The organism is Rhizobium sp. PRIMUS64 (assembly GCF_023006465.1).
In the GTDB taxonomy this organism is placed as follows: Bacteria; Pseudomonadota; Alphaproteobacteria; order Rhizobiales; family Rhizobiaceae; genus Rhizobium; species Rhizobium leguminosarum.
In genome coordinates this window covers 1-20,042 of sequence record NZ_JALBGX010000119.1, presented here as the reverse complement: position 1 = coordinate 20,042, position 20,042 = coordinate 1, and the positions used below count along the sequence as shown (strand labels likewise).

Annotated in this window: 18 protein-coding genes; 8 read left to right on the top strand and 10 right to left on the bottom strand. The window is 61.9% G+C overall.

Features of this window, described 5'->3' with window-relative positions; genetic code table 11:
* From MOV76_RS31015 to MOV76_RS31005, 3 genes are all read left to right on the top strand, one after another.
* Nucleotides 1-742: uracil-DNA glycosylase family protein (locus MOV76_RS31015; RefSeq protein ID WP_247265960.1), on the top strand; the 742-nt coding region annotated here is incomplete at its 5' end.
* 131 nt (nucleotides 743-873) lie between these two features.
* Nucleotides 874-1,065 (top strand): hypothetical protein, encoded by a 192-nt coding sequence (locus MOV76_RS31010; protein WP_003546802.1) that lies wholly within the window; start codon nucleotides 874-876, stop codon nucleotides 1,063-1,065.
* A gap of 97 nt (nucleotides 1,066-1,162) precedes the next feature.
* Nucleotides 1,163-1,321, top strand: coding sequence for a hypothetical protein (locus MOV76_RS31005; protein WP_017990856.1), 159 nt, complete (start codon nucleotides 1,163-1,165; stop codon nucleotides 1,319-1,321).
* A gap of 99 nt (nucleotides 1,322-1,420) precedes the next feature.
* Here MOV76_RS31005 and MOV76_RS31000 read toward each other — a convergent pair whose 3' ends face one another.
* Nucleotides 1,421-2,293, bottom strand: a complete 873-nt coding sequence (locus MOV76_RS31000) for a hypothetical protein (protein ID WP_026188329.1) — start codon at nucleotides 2,291-2,293, stop codon at nucleotides 1,421-1,423.
* Nucleotides 2,294-2,537: 244 nt separating this feature from the next.
* Complete coding sequence (locus MOV76_RS30995) at nucleotides 2,538-3,476, bottom strand: DMT family transporter (RefSeq protein WP_018241322.1); 939 nt, start codon at nucleotides 3,474-3,476, stop codon at nucleotides 2,538-2,540.
* On the opposite strand from MOV76_RS30995, the gene MOV76_RS30990 reads away from it, so the two are divergent.
* From MOV76_RS30990 to MOV76_RS30975, 4 genes are all read left to right on the top strand, one after another.
* Nucleotides 3,475-3,732: a hypothetical protein gene (locus tag MOV76_RS30990; protein ID WP_193444741.1), complete on the top strand. Its 258-nt coding sequence runs from the start codon at nucleotides 3,475-3,477 to the stop codon at nucleotides 3,730-3,732. The genes MOV76_RS30995 and MOV76_RS30990 overlap by 2 nt on opposite strands.
* An 89-nt stretch (nucleotides 3,733-3,821) precedes the next feature.
* Nucleotides 3,822-4,928, top strand: a complete 1,107-nt coding sequence (locus MOV76_RS40170; protein WP_309506630.1) for a methyl-accepting chemotaxis protein — start codon at nucleotides 3,822-3,824, stop codon at nucleotides 4,926-4,928.
* 188 nt (nucleotides 4,929-5,116) lie between these two features.
* Nucleotides 5,117-7,765 carry an aminopeptidase N gene (pepN, locus tag MOV76_RS30980; RefSeq protein WP_247265959.1) on the top strand — a complete coding sequence of 883 codons (2,649 nt, stop codon included), beginning with the start codon at nucleotides 5,117-5,119 and terminating at the stop codon, nucleotides 7,763-7,765.
* 192 nt (nucleotides 7,766-7,957) lie between these two features.
* Nucleotides 7,958-10,267, top strand: coding sequence for a PAS domain-containing sensor histidine kinase (locus MOV76_RS30975; protein WP_130759520.1), 2,310 nt, complete (start codon nucleotides 7,958-7,960; stop codon nucleotides 10,265-10,267).
* A 20-nt stretch (nucleotides 10,268-10,287) separates the two neighbouring features.
* On the opposite strand, the gene MOV76_RS30970 is transcribed toward MOV76_RS30975, so the two are convergent.
* From MOV76_RS30970 to MOV76_RS30945, 6 genes are all read right to left on the bottom strand, one after another.
* Nucleotides 10,288-10,635, bottom strand: coding sequence for a hypothetical protein (locus tag MOV76_RS30970; protein WP_130759519.1), 348 nt, complete (start codon nucleotides 10,633-10,635; stop codon nucleotides 10,288-10,290).
* A 98-nt stretch (nucleotides 10,636-10,733) separates the two neighbouring features.
* Nucleotides 10,734-13,691: a bifunctional [glutamine synthetase] adenylyltransferase/[glutamine synthetase]-adenylyl-L-tyrosine phosphorylase gene (locus MOV76_RS30965; protein ID WP_247265958.1), complete on the bottom strand. Its 2,958-nt coding sequence runs from the start codon at nucleotides 13,689-13,691 to the stop codon at nucleotides 10,734-10,736.
* A gap of 133 nt (nucleotides 13,692-13,824) precedes the next feature.
* Nucleotides 13,825-15,234 (bottom strand): HAMP domain-containing sensor histidine kinase, encoded by a 1,410-nt coding sequence (locus MOV76_RS30960; protein WP_028733903.1) that lies wholly within the window; start codon nucleotides 15,232-15,234, stop codon nucleotides 13,825-13,827.
* On the bottom strand, nucleotides 15,231-15,986 hold the full coding sequence (locus MOV76_RS30955; protein WP_018241315.1) for a response regulator transcription factor: 756 nt from the start codon (nucleotides 15,984-15,986) through the stop codon (nucleotides 15,231-15,233). Before MOV76_RS30955 ends, MOV76_RS30960 begins: the two co-directional genes overlap by 4 nt.
* A gap of 66 nt (nucleotides 15,987-16,052) precedes the next feature.
* Nucleotides 16,053-17,648, bottom strand: a complete 1,596-nt coding sequence (locus tag MOV76_RS30950; RefSeq protein WP_018241314.1) for a Do family serine endopeptidase — start codon at nucleotides 17,646-17,648, stop codon at nucleotides 16,053-16,055.
* A 338-nt stretch (nucleotides 17,649-17,986) separates the two neighbouring features.
* The gene (locus MOV76_RS30945; protein ID WP_172643467.1) at nucleotides 17,987-18,463 is read right to left on the bottom strand and encodes a MarR family winged helix-turn-helix transcriptional regulator; all 477 of its coding nucleotides are present in this window, start codon (nucleotides 18,461-18,463) and stop codon (nucleotides 17,987-17,989) included.
* Nucleotides 18,464-18,521: 58 nt separating this feature from the next.
* On the opposite strand from MOV76_RS30945, the gene MOV76_RS30940 reads away from it, so the two are divergent.
* Entirely contained in the window at nucleotides 18,522-18,941 is a 420-nt protein-coding gene (locus tag MOV76_RS30940) for a cupin domain-containing protein (RefSeq protein ID WP_018241312.1), read from the top strand.
* Between the two features lie 90 nt (nucleotides 18,942-19,031).
* On the opposite strand, the gene MOV76_RS30935 is transcribed toward MOV76_RS30940, so the two are convergent.
* Together MOV76_RS30935 and MOV76_RS30930 are read right to left on the bottom strand one after the other, a co-directional pair.
* Nucleotides 19,032-19,487, bottom strand: a complete 456-nt coding sequence (locus tag MOV76_RS30935; protein WP_130759517.1) for a cytochrome c-type biogenesis protein — start codon at nucleotides 19,485-19,487, stop codon at nucleotides 19,032-19,034.
* A partial coding sequence (locus MOV76_RS30930) for a cytochrome c-type biogenesis CcmF C-terminal domain-containing protein (protein ID WP_309506628.1) occupies nucleotides 19,484-20,042 on the bottom strand: 559 nt, incomplete at its 5' end. The genes MOV76_RS30930 and MOV76_RS30935, both read right to left, overlap by 4 nt.

Here is a 20,042-nt window from a genome sequence, read left to right as displayed (position 1 = left end):
GCCGCAACGTCCTGCCGCTGGGGAACGCCCTGCCCCAGGCCAGGTACCGCCGCGTCCGAATACAGCGGCACGCCCGGCGCCTGCCGAACGTGCATCTTCCAGCCCGCAACCGGCGATCCCGGATGGCGAGGCGGTGCAGCAGGCGCGCTTCGTCGCCGAAACCGCGCGATCGCTCAGTGAGCTCAAGACCGCGATCGAATCTTTCAACGGCTGCAACCTCAAGCACAGTGCCCGCTCGACCATCTTTGCCAGCGGCAATGCCGAAAGCGGGATCATGGTGATCGGCTCGGCGCCGAGCGCCGAAGACGATCGCGAGGGTGTGCCCTTCTCGGGAAAATCCGGCCAGCTGTTCGACAAGATGCTGACGGCGATCGGGCTGACGCGCTCAGCCATTCTGTTGACGCAGGTCATCCCCTGGCGACCACCTGGCAATCGTGCGCCCTCGGCGGCGGAAATGGACATCTGCCGCCCCTTCATCGAGCGGCAGATCGCGCTTGCCGAACCCAAGGCGATCCTGCTGCTGGGCAATTTTTCGGCGCGCTTCTTCTTCGGCGAAAGCGATACGATTCACGGCCTGCGCGGCCATTGGAAAGAGATTGGCGTTGCGGACTGTGTCATTCCTGCCATAGCCAGCCTGCATCCGCAGGATCTGTTAACCGCACCTGTAAACAAGCGGCTGGCCTGGAATGACCTGCTCGCCTTTCAAGCGAAGCTTAAGTCCCTCTCTTTGCTTAGAAATTAGCCAAAGTTGAATAATTTGTGAATCAATCTATGCGATTTTCGCATGGCTGCATCCCGCCGTGATGCATTGCGGAATCTATGTTGCATCGCAATATCAGCTGTGTCTTGGGAGGAATCACAGGAACCAAGGCCATGAACAAGCGTTTTCGTCCTATCCATAGCGGGTTTGAAACCCTTCGCCTCGCCGGCGACCAGGTTCGTTCCACTCAAGGCTACAGCCGTTTCGGCTTTGCCACGAACGAACAGATGATTGCCCGCGGCACCGGCATCAACAGCCGCACGGCGCGCCCGAACGCCATTTTTTCGGACTTCCAGCAATATTGAGCAGGAATTCAACGTGTCGCAGCGTCCTTTGCGCGTCTTAAAAGACGCGCAGCGCTGTAGGCGCTTCGCCTGCCCTTCGTCTCAAGAGTACCCCAACATGTCGACGATCCTGATATCGCTTCTGCGCAACATCGAAACATTCGAGCATATCCGCGTTGCCGTCTGCGCCGCGCGGGAATATGAGCGCGAGCTTTCGGTCAAGCCGGCCGATGCCGGAACGCGCAATGGCGCAGGTACAGCGGCGATCGTTCTCTAGAGCAATTCCGTTTTTCCGAGTCACGGAAATGCTCTATCTCCTTGTTTTCGCGCATTCCGGACGCAAAACCACTGCGCACTTTTACTGGAATTGCTCTAATCAGATGGCCATCTCGTCGATCTGGGCCTTCGCCCATTCGAAGGCTTCGTCGACATAGGCGAACTTGACCGCCTGCCAAGCGCAATATTCCTCGACGAAATCCCGCGATATCCATAGGTGCGTCTTGCGCGGCTCGTCATACCAGCCGACGCAGCCGCGTTGCGCCGCTTTTGCCAGCAGCCGCTGCAGATGGGTGCGCGACATCATGAAATCGGCAGCGAGCGCACGGGTTTCGACACGGCCGACAGACAGCCTCCCCGGCTCGCTGCTTTCCAAATCCATCCGGGCGATGAAGTTGTCGACGACGAGGCCGCCGGCTTCCGTCCAGAGGAACAGCGCCACCTGCTCCGGCGGTTCGCGCCAGGCGGCATCTTCGAGGCAATGGCGGGCAATGCGCGGCTGAATGAGCCGCATCAGTGATGGATTTGCCTGAAAAAACACTGCCCTTTGACCGCCGTCGAGCAGGTCGAGGGCGCCGAGATTGGAGAAAATCCAGGCAAACATCCCCTGATGGCTGACGTCGGCCGGTTCGAAATGACGTGGCCGCCGCCGCTCGTCGCCGGGCGTGTGAGTTATGAAGCGGTAGGTATAGAGTTCCTCGATGAAGGCGAGCACGGTGTTGCGGCTCGCCACCTTGTGCGCGGTGATGCGCCCGGTCAGCCGCACGGCGGTGAAACCCGACGTCGGGTCGCGCGGATCATATTCCAGGTGGAGGGCATAGGCAGTCTGGGTCAGAAGCCAGCGCTGATGCGAGGCGAGCAGTCGCGCCAACCGCGGACCAGCATCAAACATGCCGCGCATCTGCCCAGCCAAAAAGCGAATGCTCATCAGAAAGGAAGAGTTCCCCACCAATTGCTCCGCTGTGAATGCCATTATGCTTTTCTCCACCTCCGCTCGCCGGCCAGCGTTCGGAGCAACGACACCCAGAGCCCCTCCGGCATCAGCGGCCATTCAGACATGCACAGCTTGGAATAAATGATACTCTCTCATGTTCAACAATCATATTCCACAGGCCGGCGGTATCCCAAGAATTCACCATTCTTTTCACCCTGTGAGCGCAAGTTTCAACCCACCGCAATCGCCGCGTTAAAACCTTCTATATCATACGCTTGCCGCGTCAGGCTTGCGGCGTCGTGGCCTTGCGCGCCTCTCTCTGCTCGATGCCCAACTGATGCTCGCGAAAGATGATGAAGATGCCGGCGGCGATGACGATGACGGTGCCAATCAGCATGGTAACGCTCGGCACGTCGCCGAAGACAAAATAGGCGACGATACCGCCGAGCAGGATCGACGTATATTCGAACGGCGCGATGGTGGAGACGTCGGCATGGCGGTAACTTTCCGTCAGCAGGATCTGCGCGACGCCGCCGCAAAAACCGGCGGCGATCAGACAGAGCGCTGTCGGCCATGGCAGGATGAGCCAGCCGAAGGGAACAGAAGCCAGCGAGAAGACCGAGGCGGTGATCGAGAAATACAGCACGATCGTCGCCGTCTTCTCTTCCTCGACGAGGCGGCGCACCTGGATCATCGCCATGCCGCCGAGAACGGCCGAGAGCAGCACGCAGAGTGCGCCGACGGCCTGTTCTGCTTCCATGCCGCCGTCGCGAAACAGCGTGAGTTTCGGCCAGGAAACGATGGCGACGCCGACGATGCCGACCAGGACGGCGCTCCAGCGATAGATGCGCACGGTCTCGCCGAGAAAAACGGCAGCGAAGATGACGGCGACGAGCGGCAACGCGTAGCCGAGCGCGATCGCCTCCGGCAGCGGCAGATGCAGCAGGCCATAGAAACCGAAAGCCATCGACAAGATGCCGATCGTGCCGCGCTTCAGGTGACCGATTGGGTTGGCCGTGTAGAAGGCGGCGCGCAGCTGCCTGTTATAGGCGAGATAGGCCATGATCGGGAAGAGCGCGAAGAACGACCTGCAGAAGGTGACCTGACCGGGCGGGATGTCTGAGCCGGCCAGCTTGATGAAGGTCTGCATGGCCAGGAAGACCACGACCGACGAGACTTTCAGCGCAATGCCTCTCATCGGGTTTCTGAGAACCGAGTGCATGATCCTGGCTCTTAATACTGCTCAAGCGGAACGGGGGGACGCGTTCGACTCGGGAACGCAGCGGGTGACGTCTCCCATCGTAGCGAAAGAAAAAACCGATTGGCGAAAAAACCGCAAGCAACATCAGAGAATCACAGAAACGCCGTCAGCGGCAGGCTCAACCGTGCTGCTTATGCGCCACCGCTCTGAAATTTCTCGTTTTCAGCGATTCACCCCGAAAATGTTCATCTCGCGGGGCCAGCCGTTAACCAATTGAAAACCATAGGCAAGCATCGTTTTTTATCGCTGATCTCGAAATTTTCTTCACCACACAAACAATTGCCCGCTCCTTCCAGGATCCTTTTGATGAAGCCGCTTAGCGCCGAAACCATTGCCCAGTCGCAGAATGCGACACCGCGGTCCATGCGCGTCGTCACGGACGGCATCAGCACCGATCTCGAGCGCTTCAGCGCCGACAACACCAATATCGTCAAGCAGATTAAGCTGCTGGCGATCAATGCGCTGATCGAGGCAGCCAGAGCCGGCGAGACCGGAAAGGGCTTCGCTGTCGTTGCCAACGAGGTGCAGCGGCTGGCGCAGATTGCAACCGACATTACCGGCAGGTTCGAGAGCAACGTGCTTGGCCGCATCGGCCTCAGCCGCGCCATGGCGGATTCGCTGGTCGAGGAGATGGAGGGCGTTCGCCTTACCGATCTGGCGCAGACACTGGTGCAGCTCATCGTCCGCAACCTTTTCGAACGCACGGCCGATGTGCGCTGGTGGGCGACGGACCCGGCACTCTGGCAGGCACTGCAGGAACCGGGCCGGGAAACCGTAGCCTTTGCGGCGGAGCGTCTCGGCGCCATCAACCGCTTCTACACCGTCTATCTCGATCTCGTCATGACCGATCTCTCGGGCAAGGTGATCGCATCCGCCAATCCCAAGTTCCAGCGCAAGATCGCAGGCACGAGCCTTGCCGGCGATCCGTGGTTCCGGACGGCGTCGGCCTGCTCCTCCGGCGACGCGTATATCGTTGACGACGTCAAAGCGAGCCCGCTGCACGACAACAGGCATGCGCTCGTTTATGCCACAGGCATCCGCGAAGGGGGCAAGCTCGACGGGCGGCTGATCGGCACGCTCGGCGTCTATTTCGACTGGCAGAACCAGGGCCAGGCGATCGTCGAGAAGGAGGCCAACCTGCCGCCGCAGTTGGCGGAAAGAACGACTGTCATGCTGCTCGACGGCAAGAGCCGGGTCATCGCCACCACCAATCCCACCTTGCTCTTTTCCCATTTCGCGCTCGCCAACCCGTCCGGCCAGGCGAAAGGCAGCTACTACGACAATAACGGCTCGATCGTCGCCTTCGCGCGCACCCTCGGCTACGAGGATTACGACGGGCTCGGCTGGTACGGCGTCGTCGTGCAGCAGACGGAAAACGACGCGACGATCAAGGCGGCACTCAATCTGAAGTAGTGCCCATCTCCCTGTGGCCGTGTTCATCCGTTGCCAATAAGATATTTTGCCCGCGAACTTGGCGTTCGCGGGCAATTTGCTTTAAGTTTAGTTCAGACTTTAATGTAATCATGCCCGGCAAAATTTATGGCAGAGTGCGCCCGCCTCTGTATTCCGCGGTTGTCCAATAACGGTCTTCAGGAAACACCATGCGAACAGATACCGGCCAGGTCATTCATCTGGCAGATTACCGTCCCACCGACTTCGTGCTGGAACGCGTGGACCTCACTTTCGAACTCGACCCGACGGAGACAAAGGTCGAGGCGCGTCTGATCTTTCATCGTCGCCCGGGCGCCGATCCGACAGCGCCGATCGTTCTCGACGGCGACGAACTGACGTTGTCGGGGCTGCTGTTCGACCAGGTGGAGCTGGACCCTTCGCGTTACGACGCAACACCGGAAAGCCTGACGGTGCGCGACCTGCCGGAGAGCGCGCCCTTCGAATTGACAATCACCACCATCATCAATCCTGAGGCCAATACCAAGCTGATGGGCCTTTACCGCACCGGCGGCATCTACTGCACGCAGTGCGAGGCGGAGGGGTTCCGCCGCATCACCTATTTCCCCGACCGGCCCGACGTGCTTGCGCCGTTCACTGTCAACATCATTGCCGACAAGGACGCCAACCCGCTGCTTTTGTCGAACGGCAACTTCCTCGGCGGCGCCGGCTACGGCCCCGGCAAACATTTCGCCGCCTGGTTCGATCCGCATCCGAAGCCGAGCTATCTCTTCGCGCTCGTCGCCGGCGATCTCGGCGTCGTCGAAGACACGTTCACGACCATGTCCGGCCGCGAGGTGGTGCTGAAGATCTATGTCGAGCACGGCAAAGAGCCGCGCGCAGCCTATGCCATGGACGCGCTGAAACGCTCGATGAAGTGGGATGAAGAGAGGTTCGGCCGCGAATACGACCTCGATATCTTCATGATCGTCGCCGTCTCGGATTTCAACATGGGCGCGATGGAGAACAAGGGCCTCAACGTCTTCAACGACAAATACGTCCTTGCCGATCCCGAGATCGCGACCGATGCCGACTATGCCAATATCGAGGCGATCATCGCGCATGAATATTTCCACAACTGGACCGGCAACCGCATCACCTGCCGCGACTGGTTCCAGCTGTGCCTCAAGGAAGGCCTGACGGTCTATCGCGACCACGAATTCTCGTCCGACCAGCGCTCGCGCGCCGTCAAGCGCATCGCCGAAGTGCGCCACCTGAAATCGGAGCAGTTCCCGGAAGATGGCGGCCCGCTCGCTCACCCGGTGCGGCCGACGAAATATCGCGAGATCAATAATTTCTACACGACGACCGTCTACGAAAAGGGCAGCGAAGTTACGCGCATGATCGCGACACTGCTCGGCAAGGACGGCTTCAAGAAAGGCATGGACCTCTATTTCGACCGCCACGACGGCCAGGCCGTGACGATCGAGGATTTCGTCAAATGCTTCGAAGATGCAAGCGGGCGCGACCTCAGCCAATTCTCGCTCTGGTACCATCAGGCCGGCACGCCGCTCGTCACCGCATCGGGCAGCTATGATGCGGCGGCCAGCAGCTTCACCCTGTCGCTCGAACAGATGATCCCGGCAACGCCCGGCCAACCGAGCAAGGAGCCGATGCATATTCCGCTCAGCCTCGCGCTGTTTGGCGAAAACGGCGGCAAGATCGAACCGACTGCGGTCGACGGCGCGGAATATACCGGCGAGGTGCTGCATCTCACTGGCCGCACACAGACGGCCGTGTTCCATGGCATTGGCACGCGGCCGGTCGTTTCGATCAACCGCAGCTTCTCGGCGCCGATCAACCTGCATTTCGATCAGAGCCCAGCCGATCTCGCCCGCCTCGCGCGCCATGAGACCGATCATTTCGCCCGCTGGCAGGCGCTGACCGATCTGGCGCTGCCGAACCTCCTGAAAGCGGCTCGTGACGCCCGCGAGGGCAAGCCTGTTGTCAGCGAGGCGACCTTCGTCGAGACGCTGATCGCGGCCGCCGCCGACGAGAGCCTCGAGCCTGCCTTCCGTGCCCAGGCACTGGCTCTGCCGAGCGAATCCGATATCGCCCGCGAACTCGGCGGCAACAACGATCCCGATGCCATCCATGCCGGCCGGCAGGCGATCCTGAAACAGATCGCCGATACTGGAAAGGACGTCTTTACCGGCCTCTACGCGGCGATGACGGCATCAGGCGATTTCAGCCCGGATGCGAAGAGCGCCGGCCTGCGCGCGCTGCGCAATACCGCCCTCACCTATCTCTCACATGCCGAACAGACGCCGGCGCGCGCCAAGTCCGCCTTCGATGCGGCCAACAACATGACCGATCTCAGCCATGCGCTGACGATCCTCGCCCATCGTTTCCCCGATAGCGCCGAGACGCGCGAGGCGCTCGCCACCTTCCGTGACCGCTTCGCGGAAAATGCGCTCGTCATCGACAAATGGTTAGCGATCCAGGCCGGCATTCCGGGTGCAAAGACCCTGGGCCGTGTCCGCGGCCTGATGGACGATCCGCTCTTCAAGCGGACCAATCCCAACCGGATGCGGGCACTGGTCGGCACCTTCGCCTTTGCCAATCCGACCGGATTCGGCCGCGCCGACGGCGAAGGCTATCGTTTCCTCGCCGAGCAGATTCTCGATATCGACCAGCGCAACCCGCAGCTTGCCGCCCGCATCCTCACCTCGATGCGCTCCTGGCGCTCGCTGGAACCGACGCGTGCCGATCACGCCCGCTCGGCCCTCATCGAGATCGAGCGGGCCGCCGCTCTTTCGACCGACGTGCGCGATATCGTCGAGCGCACACTTAAAGGGTGATTTGCTTCGACCGGCCGTCCCGAAAAATTCGGCGGCCGGTCGCCCAGCACGTCGAATCACCTGGAAAAACTCGAAATTATAAATAGTTAACGGATTTTTACCTTTGCCTCTGGACAAGGCGAATCACCCATGATTCTCTAGGTCAGGTTCGAGCGAGCGGCGCGCGAATCACACGAGGGACAAGGCGAAGAGATGATGGACGTGCGGCGGGCAACCGTGGCCGAAGGACGGCTGCGTGTCGATTTTGACGGGCTGAAAGCCTGGCGCGACAGCCTTTCCGGTCATGCGAGATCGGAACCACTTCTCCGTTATCTGCCGAAGGCCGAGCTGGTCTTGAAGCGAGCCATTCCGGCGCTGATCGTCGCCTTCCTCTTCGTCGTCGCCGCCTCGCATTTCTTCGGCATGATGAGCGAGTACGGGCGCCTGGAGGCCTCGGCGCGCCATGCCACCGCCCTTTCGGCGGCGACCGCCTCTGCCGTGTTTGCCGATGCGGCCGACATTTTCGACAACGGCGATATGACCGAGGCGCAGGCCCGCCTCGCCAAATTCCTCCCACAGGACCGGCTCGACAGCGGCGCCTTCGTGCTGCTCGTGCAGGCAAGCGGCAAGGTTTTTGCCGCGACCACCGCCGGGCTTTCGCATGTGGGCAGCAATGTCGGTGATTTCTTCCCCGAAGTCTCGGCGATCCGGCGCTTCGGCGATCGCGCCGGCGTCATCGAAACGACGATCGGCGGCGTGCCGCATTATGCCGAGATCACGCTGGTGGGCAATGCCGGCGGTTATGTCGTCGCCGCCACCTCGCTCGACGAGATCGGCCGGCTCTGGCGCGAGGAGCTGGCGCTCAACGTCACGCTGTTTGCCGGCATCTCCTCGATCCTGCTCGTCATCCTCTATGCCTATTACACGCAGGTGAAGCGCGCCCGCGATGCCGACGACATCTTCCTGGAATCGAACCTGCGCGTCGAGACGGCGCTGTCGCGCGGCCGCTGCGGCCTCTGGGATTTCGATTTCGAGAACCGCGAATTCTTCTGGTCGCGCTCGATGTACGACATGCTCGGCCTGCCGGGCTCCGACAAGACGATGGGCTTCGGCGAAGCCGCCCGGCTGATGCATCCCGATGACGGCGGGCTCTACGAGATCGCGCGCGCCATCGGCAAGGGCGCTTCCGGCCAGGTCGATCAGATCTTCCGCATGCGCCATGCCGGCGGCCACTATGTCTGGATGCGGGCCCGCGCCCAGGTGATCCGCAGCAATTCCGGCCGCATGCACCTGATCGGCATCGCCATGGACGTGACTGAACAGCATCGGCTCGCCCAGCGCTACGCAGAAGCCGACCAGCGCCTGGCCGACGCCATCGAATGCACCTCGGAAGCCTTCGTGCTCTGGGACAAGAACGATCGCCTCGTCATGTGCAACACGCATTTCCAGCAGGCCTATGGCCTGCCGGACAGCGTGCTTGTGCCCGGCACCGAGCGCTCGACCGTCAATGCCGCCGCCGCCCGTCCGGTCATCGAGCGGCGGATTTCCGATGCCGACGGCTCCGGCTATTCGCGGACGACGGAAGTACAGCTTGCCGACGAGCGCTGGCTGCAAATCAACGAGCGGCGCACCCGCGACGGTGGCAGGGTGTCCGTCGGAACCGACATCACGCTGATGAAACGCCATCAGGAGCGGCTGCGCGAATCCGAACGCCGGCTGATGGCAACGATCGGCGATCTTTCCGCTTCGCGCCAGACGCTGGAGAGCCAGAAAGCCGAGCTCTCGACGGCCAACGCCAACTATCAGGCGGAGAAGGAACGCGCCGAAGCCGCCAACAAGGCGAAATCGGAATTCCTCGCCAACATGTCGCATGAACTGCGCACGCCGCTCAACGCCATCCTCGGCTTCTCGGAAATCCTGCAGAACCAGATGTTCGGGCCGCTTGGCTCGCTGAAATACGACGAATATGCCCGCGATATCCATGACAGCGGCAAACATCTGCTCAACGTCATCAACGACATTCTCGACATGTCGAAGATCGAGGCCGGCCACGTCAGACTGCATTGCGAGCGCATCGATCTTGTGCCTCTGATCGAGGAAAGCCTGCGTTTCACCGCCATTCCGGCGGCTGAAAAGAACATCGTCATCGAACAGCGCATCTGCTCCGGCTTGACGCTGACGGCCGACCGCCGGGCGATGAAACAGGTGCTGCTCAACCTGCTCTCCAATGCGGTGAAGTTCACCAACAGCGGCGGCCGCATCGCGGTGCGTACGCGCCGCGTCGACGGCTTCGTCGTCGTCACCATCGCCGATACCGGCATCGGCATTCCACGCTCGGCGCTTGCGAAGATCGGCCAGCCCTTCGAACAGGTGCAGAACCAGTATGCCAAGAGCAAAGGCGGCTCCGGCCTCGGCCTCGCCATTTCCCGCTCGCTGACCTCACTGCATGGCGGTCGCATGAAGATCCGCTCACGCGAGGCCGTGGGTACGGTGATCTCGCTGCGGATTCCGGACGACGTCTAGCAATTGGCTTTTCAAATCGTTCATCGATTTTCCGAGCGACCCTGGGACTGCTTTCGCCCCTGCCTTTCCTTTATCTGCCGAATCTCGGCAAGCTGGCCTTTGAGTACGACCAAGGCGTCTTGTTCCTCTTGTGAAAGGTTCTCCAACGGAACATGTTTCAGCAGCACCTCAAGCGCATCGCCAATGCGGCCGATCTGCCGACCATAGCTCCCCACCTCGTCCAGAATCGTTTGTTCCGTTTCGGGCGCCGGCGTCGATCCAAGATCAATGTTGACGAAGCCGATCTGTGATCCCTGCTGATAAAATGTCCACGGATTGATGGCCTGCCAGAGTCTTTCAGGCGCCAGTGCAAAATTGAAGGTTTTCATTTTCCATTCCCCGCGATTGAAACGGCAACATAGGAGAAGTCGGTCAGTCAGGCGATTGCTGCGCGGACAATCTCTGCATATTTCCGCGACGACATCCGTCAGGCCTTCACGATGCTCAGGAATATCTTCCTGACCGCTTTTGCCAGCCGCTTCACCTCCCCCTCCAGCGTCTTGATATCAGGGCAATCGCCGGCGCGGTAGACGAGTTCAACGAGGCCTGATGGCGCGTCCTTGGGATCGAATAGGCCGTCAATGCAGAGGCGGATCAACTGCGAAAGACCGGTATAGAGCGCAAAGGCCTCAAGGCAGGTATCGAGATCTGCCGGCGCCATCAACCGGTCGCCAAGGGCCTTCAAGGCCTCGCCAGTGCTAAGCCCGTTCACGGGCGTGCCGACACCTTTGGACGGAGCGATCAGCGCCAGGTACTGGGCGATGAATTCGAGATCGATGACGCCGCCGGGGATCTGCTTCAGGTCCCATGGACCGCCCGGCGGCTTTTCCTTGTCGATCAGTTCGCGCATCTCGGCGACGTCATGCGCCACCTTGGCAATGTCGCGATCGGCCGACAGCACCTCCCGGACGATCAGTTCCGCTTCGGCGATCAGGCTCTCATTGCCGCAGATCAGCCGGGCGCGGCTGAGCGCCATATGCTCCCAGGTCCATGCCTCTTCGCGCTGATACTTGCCGAAGGCATTGATACGGGTGGCGACCGGCCCCTTGTTGCCGGATGGGCGCAGCCGCATGTCGACCTCATAGAGCACACCTTCGGCGGTCGGCGCCGACAAGGCGGCCATCAGCCTCTGGGTGATGCGGGTGAAGTAACGGGTCGCGTCGAGCGGCTTCGGCCCATCGGATTCGGAGGCCGTGTCATCATAATCATAGAGCAGGATCAGATCGATGTCGGAACCGGCCGTCAGTTCGAAACTGCCGAGCTTGCCCATGCCGGCGACCGCGATGCGCCCGCCGGGATAGTCGCCGTGCGCGGCCCGCATCTCGCCGATCACGGCATCGAGTGCCGCTGCGATGATGAGGTCGGCGAGATGGGTGAAGGCGCGCGCCGCCATCTGGCCGTTGATCGCGCCGGTGAGCAGGCGGATGCCGATCAGGAAGCGCTGCTCGGCGGCGAAGATGCGCAGCCGGTCGAGCACCTCTTCATAGTGGCGGGCCTGGGCAAGCGAGCCCTTCAGCCGTTCGCCGAGATAATCACGGGTCGGCAGCTCTGCCATCAGCCCGGGATCGAGCATGCCATCGAAGACATGCGGCTTGGCGGCGATCACCTCGGCAAGCCGGGGTGCTGAGGACATGATGTTGACGATCAGCGACAGCAGCGCCGGGTTGCTGCCGAGCAGCGAGAAGAGCTGGATGCCGGAGGGAAGACCGGAGATGAAGCTGTCGAAGCGCAGCAGCGCCTCGTCGGCGCGCTTGCTTTCGCCGAAGACCCGCAGGAGCTCCGGCGCCAGCTCCGTCAGCCTTTCACGCGCCTCGACCGATTGCGTGGCGCGGTAGCGGCCGTAGTGCCAGGTGCGGATGATGCGGGAAATGTCGGACGGCCTGTTGAAGCCGAGTTTCTTCAAGGTCTCCAGCGTGTCCGGATCGTCACCCTGGCCGGTGAAGACGAGGTTTCCGGTATCGGTGGAAAGCCTGCTCTCCTGTTCGAAGAGGTGGGCATAACGCCGCTCGACCGTCTTCAGCACGCCGACCAGCCGTTCTGAGAAGCTCGGCGTGTCGGAAAAGCCCATCATGAACGCGATGCGCTTCAGGTCGGCATCGGTTTCCGGCAGCAGGTGGGTCTGCTCGTCGCGCACCATCTGGATGCGATGCTCGACATCGCGCAGGAACCAGTAGGCCTCCGTCAGTTCGTCACGGGTTTCCGCGTCGATCCATTTCGCCTTGGTGAGTTCACCGAGCGTCTCCTCCGTCGCCCGACCGCGCAATGCCGGCATGCGACCGCCGGCGATCAGTTGCTGGGTCTGGACGAAGAATTCGATCTCCCGAATGCCGCCGCGGCCGAGCTTGACGTTATGGCCCTTGACCGCGATCGCACCATGGCCCTTATGCGCGTGGATCTGCCGCTTGATCGAATGGATATCGGCAATCGCCGCGTAATCGAGATATTTGCGGAAGACGAAAGGGGCGAGCCCGCGCAGGAAATCGCCGCCCGCCGCCAGGTCGCCGGCAACGGCGCGCGCCTTGATGAAGGCCGCCCGCTCCCAGTTCTGCCCCCTGCCCTCGTAATAGATCATCGCCGCATCGACCGGGATCGCCAGCGGCGTCGAACCGGGATCGGGGCGCAATCTGAGATCGGTGCGGAAGACGTAGCCGTCCGCTGTCCGCTCCTGCAGGATGCGCACCAACCGGCGCATCATCCTCGGGAAGACCTCGATCGCGTCATCCGGGTCAGGCACGATGCCCGCCTGTTCGTCAAAGACGACGACGAGGTCGATATCGGAGGAATAGTTGAGTTCCGACGCGCCGAGTTTGCCCATGCCGAGCACGATCAGCCCGGAGCCGTCGCTCGGTGCTGCCAGATCCCGCAGCCGCAGCTTTCCACCCTCGTGCGCCGCCAGCAGCAGATGGTCGATCGCGGCGGCAACCGAAGCTTCGGCAAGCTCGCTCAGCCAGGCCGTCGTCGCCCGCCCGTCGAAGATGCGTGCGAGATCTGCGAGTGCGACGAGGAAGGCCACCTTGCGCTTGATGATGCGCAGCCTGCTCATCACCACGGATTCCGAAGGCGCCGCCCCCTCGCCGTCCCTTTGCCAGCAGCGCCGCGCCTCGGCGACCAGCGCCTCGATCTGCGGCTCCAGCGGTTCAGTGACGGCGCCAGCGAGGATGGCGGGATCGAGATTGACGATTTCACGCAGATAAGGCGACAGCGTCAGCACGGCCGCGATGAAATCGCGAAGCGGGCTCTCCGTCTTCAGCATCGCAGCCACTGACGGTTCGCTCTTGCCGGCCTCCTGAAGGTCGGCCAGTGCCAGCTTCAACTCCGTCTGGTTCAGCGGACGCAGCAGCCCTTCGGCGACATCCTTCAGACCATGCGTCGATTTCGTCAGCATGCACTCTCCCTGCTTTAGCGCCTAGGGAAACGACCCCGCAGAATCGCGGGAACGCCTCCCTGACCGGCATTAAACTAGGGTCTTGGCGGAAAACCGCCAATACGCGATTCAGCCGATCATCGGCATCGAGGCATCAGGCAGCCTTGGCCGGGAAGATCATGCTGACGGTCAATCCGCGCTGTTCGGGCTTGTCAGGATCGGTATCGGAGAGTTCCAACCGGCCGTTGTGCAGCTCCATCACGGCCTCCACCAGCGAAAGCCCGAGCCCTGTGCCGGGCTTCGACCGGCTTTCATCGAGGCGGACGAAGCGCTTCACCACGTCGTCGCGCCTGTCGGCCGGAACGCCCGGCCCATGGTCGGCGACCGAAAGGCAGATGCCATCCGGGCGGCGGGCAAGCTTCAGTGACACCTTGCCCGCTCCTTCCGTGTTAGAGGAATATTTGATGGCATTGTCGAGCAGGTTGAAGATTGCCTGGCCGATCAGCTCGCGATTGCCCTGGACCTCGACATCAGGCTCGATGCTGAAGCTGAGGCCGAGCCCGGCCTCCTCCGCCGCCGGTTCGTAAAGCTCGGCGCTATCGGAGACGATGGTCGAAAGCTCCACCGGCGACATCTCGGCCGCGACCGATCCGGCCTCGACGCGGGAGATCATCAACAACGCGTTGAAGGTGCGGATCAGTTGGTCCGATTCGGAGATGATGCCTTCGAGCGCGGTGCGCCGCGTCTCGCCATCGGCGATATCGAGCGCATCGGCCGCCTTGTTGCGCAGCCGCGTCAGCGGCGTCTTGAGATCATGGGCGATGTTGTCGGAGACTTGCCGCAGGCCCTCGTTCAGCTTCTCGATGCGCTCCAGCATGGTATTCAAAGACATCGACAACCGGTCGAATTCATCGCCCGATCCGCCCACAGGCAGGCGCTGCGACAGATCGCCGGCCATGATCTTCTTGCTGGCATCCGACATGCGGTCGATGCGTTTCAGCGCGTTGCGGCCGATGGCGAACCAGATGATGATGGCGCCAAGCCCCATGATCGCCAAGGCTACCATCAGCGCCTGGCGCACCAGCAGACGGAAACGCTCGGGGTCGCCGAGGTCGCGGCCGATTAATATTCGCAGGCCGTTGTCGAGCACGAAGATATTGGCGATCGCCCTGTGGCGGCGCTCGACGCCACTGTCGGTATAACGCTGATAGATGAAGGGCGCGGAGGTCCAGCCGATCTCCTCGAAGACACCCGGCTGCACCGAGGCGACGTTGCCGGCGAGAATATCGCCCGAGGGACCGGCGATGATGTAGAGATTGGCGCCCGGCTGGCGGGCACGCCGCTCCATCGTGCGCAGCAGGAGGTTCATGCCGCCGGTGTCAAAGGCGCGCTGCACCTGCTCCACCTCCTGCCTGACGGCGTCGCGGATCTGGCCCGTCAGCAGCCGTTCCGACATCGCCGTCACATAGAAGACGAGCGTCGCGGCGCAGATGGCGAAAAGCAGGATGTAGAGTGCCGAAAGGCGGACTGCGGTGGACTTGAAGAGAACCTTGAAACGGCTCATCCCTCATCCTTGATCATGTACCCCGCGCCGCGAATGGTCTTCAGCAGCGGCTGGCTGTAGTCCTTCTCGATCTTCGAGCGCAAGCGCGAGACATGGACGTCGATGACGTTGGTCTGCGGGTCGAAGTGGTAGTCCCAGACGTTTTCGAGCAGCATGGTGCGGGTCACCACCTGGCCGGCATTCTTCATCAGATATTCGAGCAGGCGGAATTCGCGCGGCTGCAGCGGGATCTCCTTGCCGCTGCGGCGCACCTCGTGGGAGAGCCGATCGAGTTCGAGATCGCCGACGCGATAGACGACGTCCTGATCCGGCGTGCCCTTGCGACGGCCGAGCACCTCGACGCGCGCCAGCAACTCGCTGAAGGCATAAGGCTTCGGCAGATAATCGTCACCGCCGGCACGAAGGCCGGTCACGCGGTCATCAACCTGGCCCAGCGCGGAGAGGATGAGGACCGGCGTATGGATGGCCTTGCGGCGCAACTCACTGATGACGGAGAGCCCGTCGCGGCGCGGCAGCATGCGGTCGATGACGATGACGTCATAGGTATTTTCCGACCCCATGAACAGACCGCTCTCGCCGTCGCTGGCGTGATCGGCGACGATGCCCGCCTCGCGAAAGGCTTTCGTAAGGTAGACCGCGGCTTCGAGATCATCTTCGATGATGAGAATCTTCATGCGGCCGACATTACCCACCGGCTGCGTTTCGGCAAGGCTCAAAGCATCTTCCTGCGGGGCGGCGCTCATGGCGATCATCCTTCAAAGGTCAGAAGAATCGAGCCGCGCGGACTTTCGTCCGCACGGCTCCCGTTGTCTTGAGGATCAGCCCTGGCCGTTGATCGGAAGCGCGACGAAACGGCTTCCTTCGTTGGACTGGATCTGGAAGAGCGCGCGGGTGCGACCGTCCTTCTTGGCCTGGTTCAACACCTTGACGACCTCGTCGGGGCTGGAGACCTCCTGGTTGTTGACCGAAGTGATCTTTTCGCCTTCCTTGATGCCCTTGTCGGCGGCGTCGGAGTCCGGGTCGATGGCGGTGATCGCCAGGCCCTTGCCGTCATCGGACGGACCGACCGTCAGGCCGAGATCGGCAAGCGCCTTCTCGGAAGCCGGCGCCTCGGGCTGCTGCGGCTGGCTGTTGTCATCGGCGGACGCATCCTTCTGGTCGACCGGCAGCGTGCCGAGTTCGACGGTGAGAGGCTGGGCCTTGCCAGCACGCCAGACCGAAAGCTCGACCTTGCTGCCCGGCTGCATCGCGCCGATGCGGCGGCTGAGATCACGGGCATCCTTGATCGTCTCACCATTCAGCGCGGTGACGACGTCGCCAGCCTTCATGCCGGCCTTGTCACCCGGTGAACCGGCCTGCGGGGCGACGACGAGGGCGCCGCTCGGCTCGGAAAGGCCGATGGATTCGGCGATGTCCTTGGTCACCGGCTGGATCTGGACACCCAGCCAGCCGCGCGAGACCTGGCCGTCCTTCATCAGATCGGCGACGACATCCTTGGCGGTCGAGGCAGGAATGGCGAAGGCGATGCCGACGCTGCCGCCCGACGGCGAGAAGATCGCAGTGTTGATGCCGACGACCTCACCGCTGAGGTTGAAGGTCGGACCGCCGGAGTTGCCGCGGTTCACGGCGGCATCCACCTGCAGATAATCGTCATAAGGACCGGAGCCGATATCGCGACCGCGAGCCGAGACGATGCCGGCTGTGACCGTGCCGCCGAGGCCGAAGGGATTGCCGACGGCAACGACCCAGTCGCCGACGCGGACATTGTTGTCGTCGGCCCAGTTGACGTAGGTGAACTTCTTGCCCTTGCCGTCAACCTTCAGCACGGCGAGATCGGTGCGCGGATCCTTGCCGATCAGCTTGGCATCGAGTTCGGTGCCGTCATTCATGACCGCGACGAAGGCCTGACCATCGGAAACGACGTGATTGTTGGTGACGATGTAGCCGTCCTCGGAGATGAAGAAGCCGGAGCCTTGGGCCACTGGGCGGAGGCGGCCCTTGCCGCCCGGACCATTCGGACCACCATTCGGTCCGTTCTGGCCGAAGCGCCTGGGATGGCCCTGCTGATCATTCGGATCCTGACCGAACTGCTTGAAGAACCGCTTCAGCGGATGATCGTCGGGAAGGTCGTCGAAGCCGCGGCCGTTGAAATCGAAGGAGAAGCCGTCATTGTTGTTGTCGGAGACGGGATTGACGCGATTTTCGACCCGGACGGAAACGACAGCCGGTGAAACGGCGTCGACGACATTGGCGAAGCTCGGAACGGCGGGCGCCTGAACTTTGACAGCTTCAGCATAAGACCGGGTGATTTCGAGCGGAACGCCGGTTGCGAGCACAGCGGCTGCGATACCGGCGACGGTAGAAGCCTTGAGCACAGTGGCGAGGGACGGACGTCCGTTGAAATTCTTGAGCATTGGAGCACCTTCTCTTGTTCTTAGTTCTCAGAGCCGGCGATGCCGGATCAGTCGATGAGTAAAGATATAGGACGCCGCACCTTACTGCGAACTGTCCGGCCAATGAAAAGTTGGTAATGTTTGCAATGTTTGGCAAACGGCCGAACGTATATGGGCCTTCACCCGCGGCGGCTCCGGCTCAGGTAGACTGCGCTACACGCGCTCCTTTGCGGAAGCGGCCTTCAATTCCCGTGGACTTCGGTCGGCTAATATTTATGCTTTCAGGCCGGCTCACCTTCAGAGGTACGGTTCTCGAACCATTCTGAGACAGTCCTTACCACCGTCGCAAAGTTGAGTTTTCAGCGGTTTGTCGGTTCTTGTGCTTTGGTCGACAGCTGCTTCAGCACATCCACGAAGTCATCGAAGCGCTCCTTTCCAACCTCTTTGGACCATTGCTCATGCAACTGCCGAAGACATCCGAAAATGGCTGCGACTACTTCATGTCCCCGTGGCGTCAGATAGACCAGTCGGCGATCGCTGCCGTCGGCTGCACGACGCTCGACATAGCCCAGGTCTTCAAGCTGGCTGAGCAGATAGTTCACAGCTTGTCGCGACATCCGCTTCTGACGCGCGAGCTCGGACGGTCTCATGCCATCCGGCAGCGGAAACGAGAACACGGCAAAATGCGTCTCCTGGAAGTCAACAAACCCCGCCTCGTGAATGGCTTGCAGCATACGGTCGCGCACATGCTGCCAGACAACGCGCAGCAGCGCGCCGAAGAACGGCGGACCGGGCAATGCGTCGGGAATTGAATCCGGGGACAATGGGATTGACATATATGTAAAGTCACTTTACGTTTTGATGTAAAGTTACTTTACATTGTGGGGACCTTGGATGGAAGCGGTACGAAACGATATTGTGCGGATCGGGCAACTCGAACTGCGTTTTCTCATCTGTGAAGTCGGCGCGACGGTGTTTGAATTCACAGTGCCATCTCGGGCGCGCGTCCCCGCTCCGCACAGTCATCGGGATGCTGACGAATTCCTCTACGGCCTTGAAGGCGCGCTCACTGTCATCGTCGACGGGCAAACGCACGAGATTCGCGCCGGCGACGCCATATTCATTCCGCGAGGGGCGGTGCACCATCACGAGAACCTGCATGATGGCGCAGCCAAGGTCTTGGCGACCATCACTCCGGGTACAATTGGACGGCGTTATTTCGAGGAAATTGCCGAGGTGGTGAACGTGCCCGGCAAACCGGACCTCGCGAAGGCCAATGAGATCATGCTCCGCCACGGACTGGTCCCGGTCTGATCAGCTCGCCCAAGCCTCACAATTTTCCAGTTGATTGCGCATCACCCGCCGCGGCGCACAAGTCACGCTGGGGAGTTGCCGGCTGGCCGGTTATTTTTTCAGAAGCTCGCTCAGCCGCGCCTGCTCGTCCGCCGTTAGCTTGCTGCCGGTCGGCTTGCCCGCCCTCTTGCGCGCAAAGACCAGCAGTGACAGCCCGCCGGCCAGCACCAGCAGCACCGGTGCGCCCCAGAGCAGCACCGTCTTCATGCCGACACGCGGCTTCAGCAGCACGAACTCGCCATAGCGCGAGACGATATAGTTCAGCACCGCCTCGTCGCTGTCGCCATCGGTGATGCGCTCGCGCACCAGCAGGCGCAGATCCTTGGCCAGATCGGCGTTGGAATCGTCGATCGACTGGTTCTGGCAGACCATGCAGCGCAGTTCCGCTGAAAGCGCGCGGGCCCGCGCCTCGAGCGCCGGATCGGCCAACACCTCGTCCGGATTGACGGCAAAGGTGGGGGCGGCCATCAGCAGCAAAGCAAAAGCCAGGAGCAGACGCCGCATCATTCCGCCGGCTCCATTGCGGGAGCTGCCGGCCTTGCCGGCTTCGCCTTGCGGCGCGGGGCGCCGACACGCAAGCGCCGGTCGCTGAGCGAGACGAGGCCGCCGAAGGCCATGAACACCGCGCCGCCCCAGATGCAGAGAATGAAGGGCTTCCACCAGATGCGTACGACGATGCCGCCGTCCTTGGTGGTATCACCCAAAGAGACATAGAGCTGGCTCAGTCCGAAGGTCAGGATGCCGGCCTCCGTCGTCGGCATCTGCCGGGCGGTATAAAGGCGCTTGGCCGACCAGGTATCGGCAACCACAACGCCGGCACGGCGGATGGTGAAGTGGCCGCGGTCTTCGGTATAGTTCGGTCCGGTCCCTGGCTGCATGCCGTCGAAGTGCAGGCTGTAGCCGCCCGCCTCCGTCACCTCGCCCGGCTTCATCTCGATGACGTGCTCGCTCTGGAAGGTCGTCACCGCAACGATGCCAAGCACGGTGACGCCGAGCCCGGCATGGGCGAGCGCCGTGCCGAAGGCCGAACGCGGCAGGCCGGAAAGCCGGCGCCAGGCTAGA

Coding starts and splice junctions, on each gene's coding strand:
- MOV76_RS31010 (WP_003546802.1), top strand. CDS start 874: ATGAACAAGCGTTTTCGTCCTATCCATAGCGGGTTTGAAACCCTTCGC.
- MOV76_RS31005 (WP_017990856.1), top strand. CDS start 1,163: ATGTCGACGATCCTGATATCGCTTCTGCGCAACATCGAAACATTCGAG.
- MOV76_RS31000 (WP_026188329.1), bottom strand. CDS start 2,293: ATGGCATTCACAGCGGAGCAATTGGTGGGGAACTCTTCCTTTCTGATG.
- MOV76_RS30990 (WP_193444741.1), top strand. CDS start 3,475: ATGATCCTGGCTCTTAATACTGCTCAAGCGGAACGGGGGGACGCGTTC.
- MOV76_RS30995 (WP_018241322.1), bottom strand. CDS start 3,476: ATGCACTCGGTTCTCAGAAACCCGATGAGAGGCATTGCGCTGAAAGTC.
- MOV76_RS40170 (WP_309506630.1), top strand. CDS start 3,822: ATGAAGCCGCTTAGCGCCGAAACCATTGCCCAGTCGCAGAATGCGACA.
- pepN (WP_247265959.1), top strand. CDS start 5,117: ATGCGAACAGATACCGGCCAGGTCATTCATCTGGCAGATTACCGTCCC.
- MOV76_RS30975 (WP_130759520.1), top strand. CDS start 7,958: ATGATGGACGTGCGGCGGGCAACCGTGGCCGAAGGACGGCTGCGTGTC.
- MOV76_RS30970 (WP_130759519.1), bottom strand. CDS start 10,635: ATGAAAACCTTCAATTTTGCACTGGCGCCTGAAAGACTCTGGCAGGCC.
- MOV76_RS30965 (WP_247265958.1), bottom strand. CDS start 13,691: ATGCTGACGAAATCGACGCATGGTCTGAAGGATGTCGCCGAAGGGCTG.
- MOV76_RS30960 (WP_028733903.1), bottom strand. CDS start 15,234: ATGAGCCGTTTCAAGGTTCTCTTCAAGTCCACCGCAGTCCGCCTTTCG.
- MOV76_RS30955 (WP_018241315.1), bottom strand. CDS start 15,986: ATGATCGCCATGAGCGCCGCCCCGCAGGAAGATGCTTTGAGCCTTGCC.
- MOV76_RS30950 (WP_018241314.1), bottom strand. CDS start 17,648: ATGCTCAAGAATTTCAACGGACGTCCGTCCCTCGCCACTGTGCTCAAG.
- MOV76_RS30945 (WP_172643467.1), bottom strand. CDS start 18,463: ATGTCAATCCCATTGTCCCCGGATTCAATTCCCGACGCATTGCCCGGT.
- MOV76_RS30940 (WP_018241312.1), top strand. CDS start 18,522: ATGGAAGCGGTACGAAACGATATTGTGCGGATCGGGCAACTCGAACTG.
- MOV76_RS30935 (WP_130759517.1), bottom strand. CDS start 19,487: ATGATGCGGCGTCTGCTCCTGGCTTTTGCTTTGCTGCTGATGGCCGCC.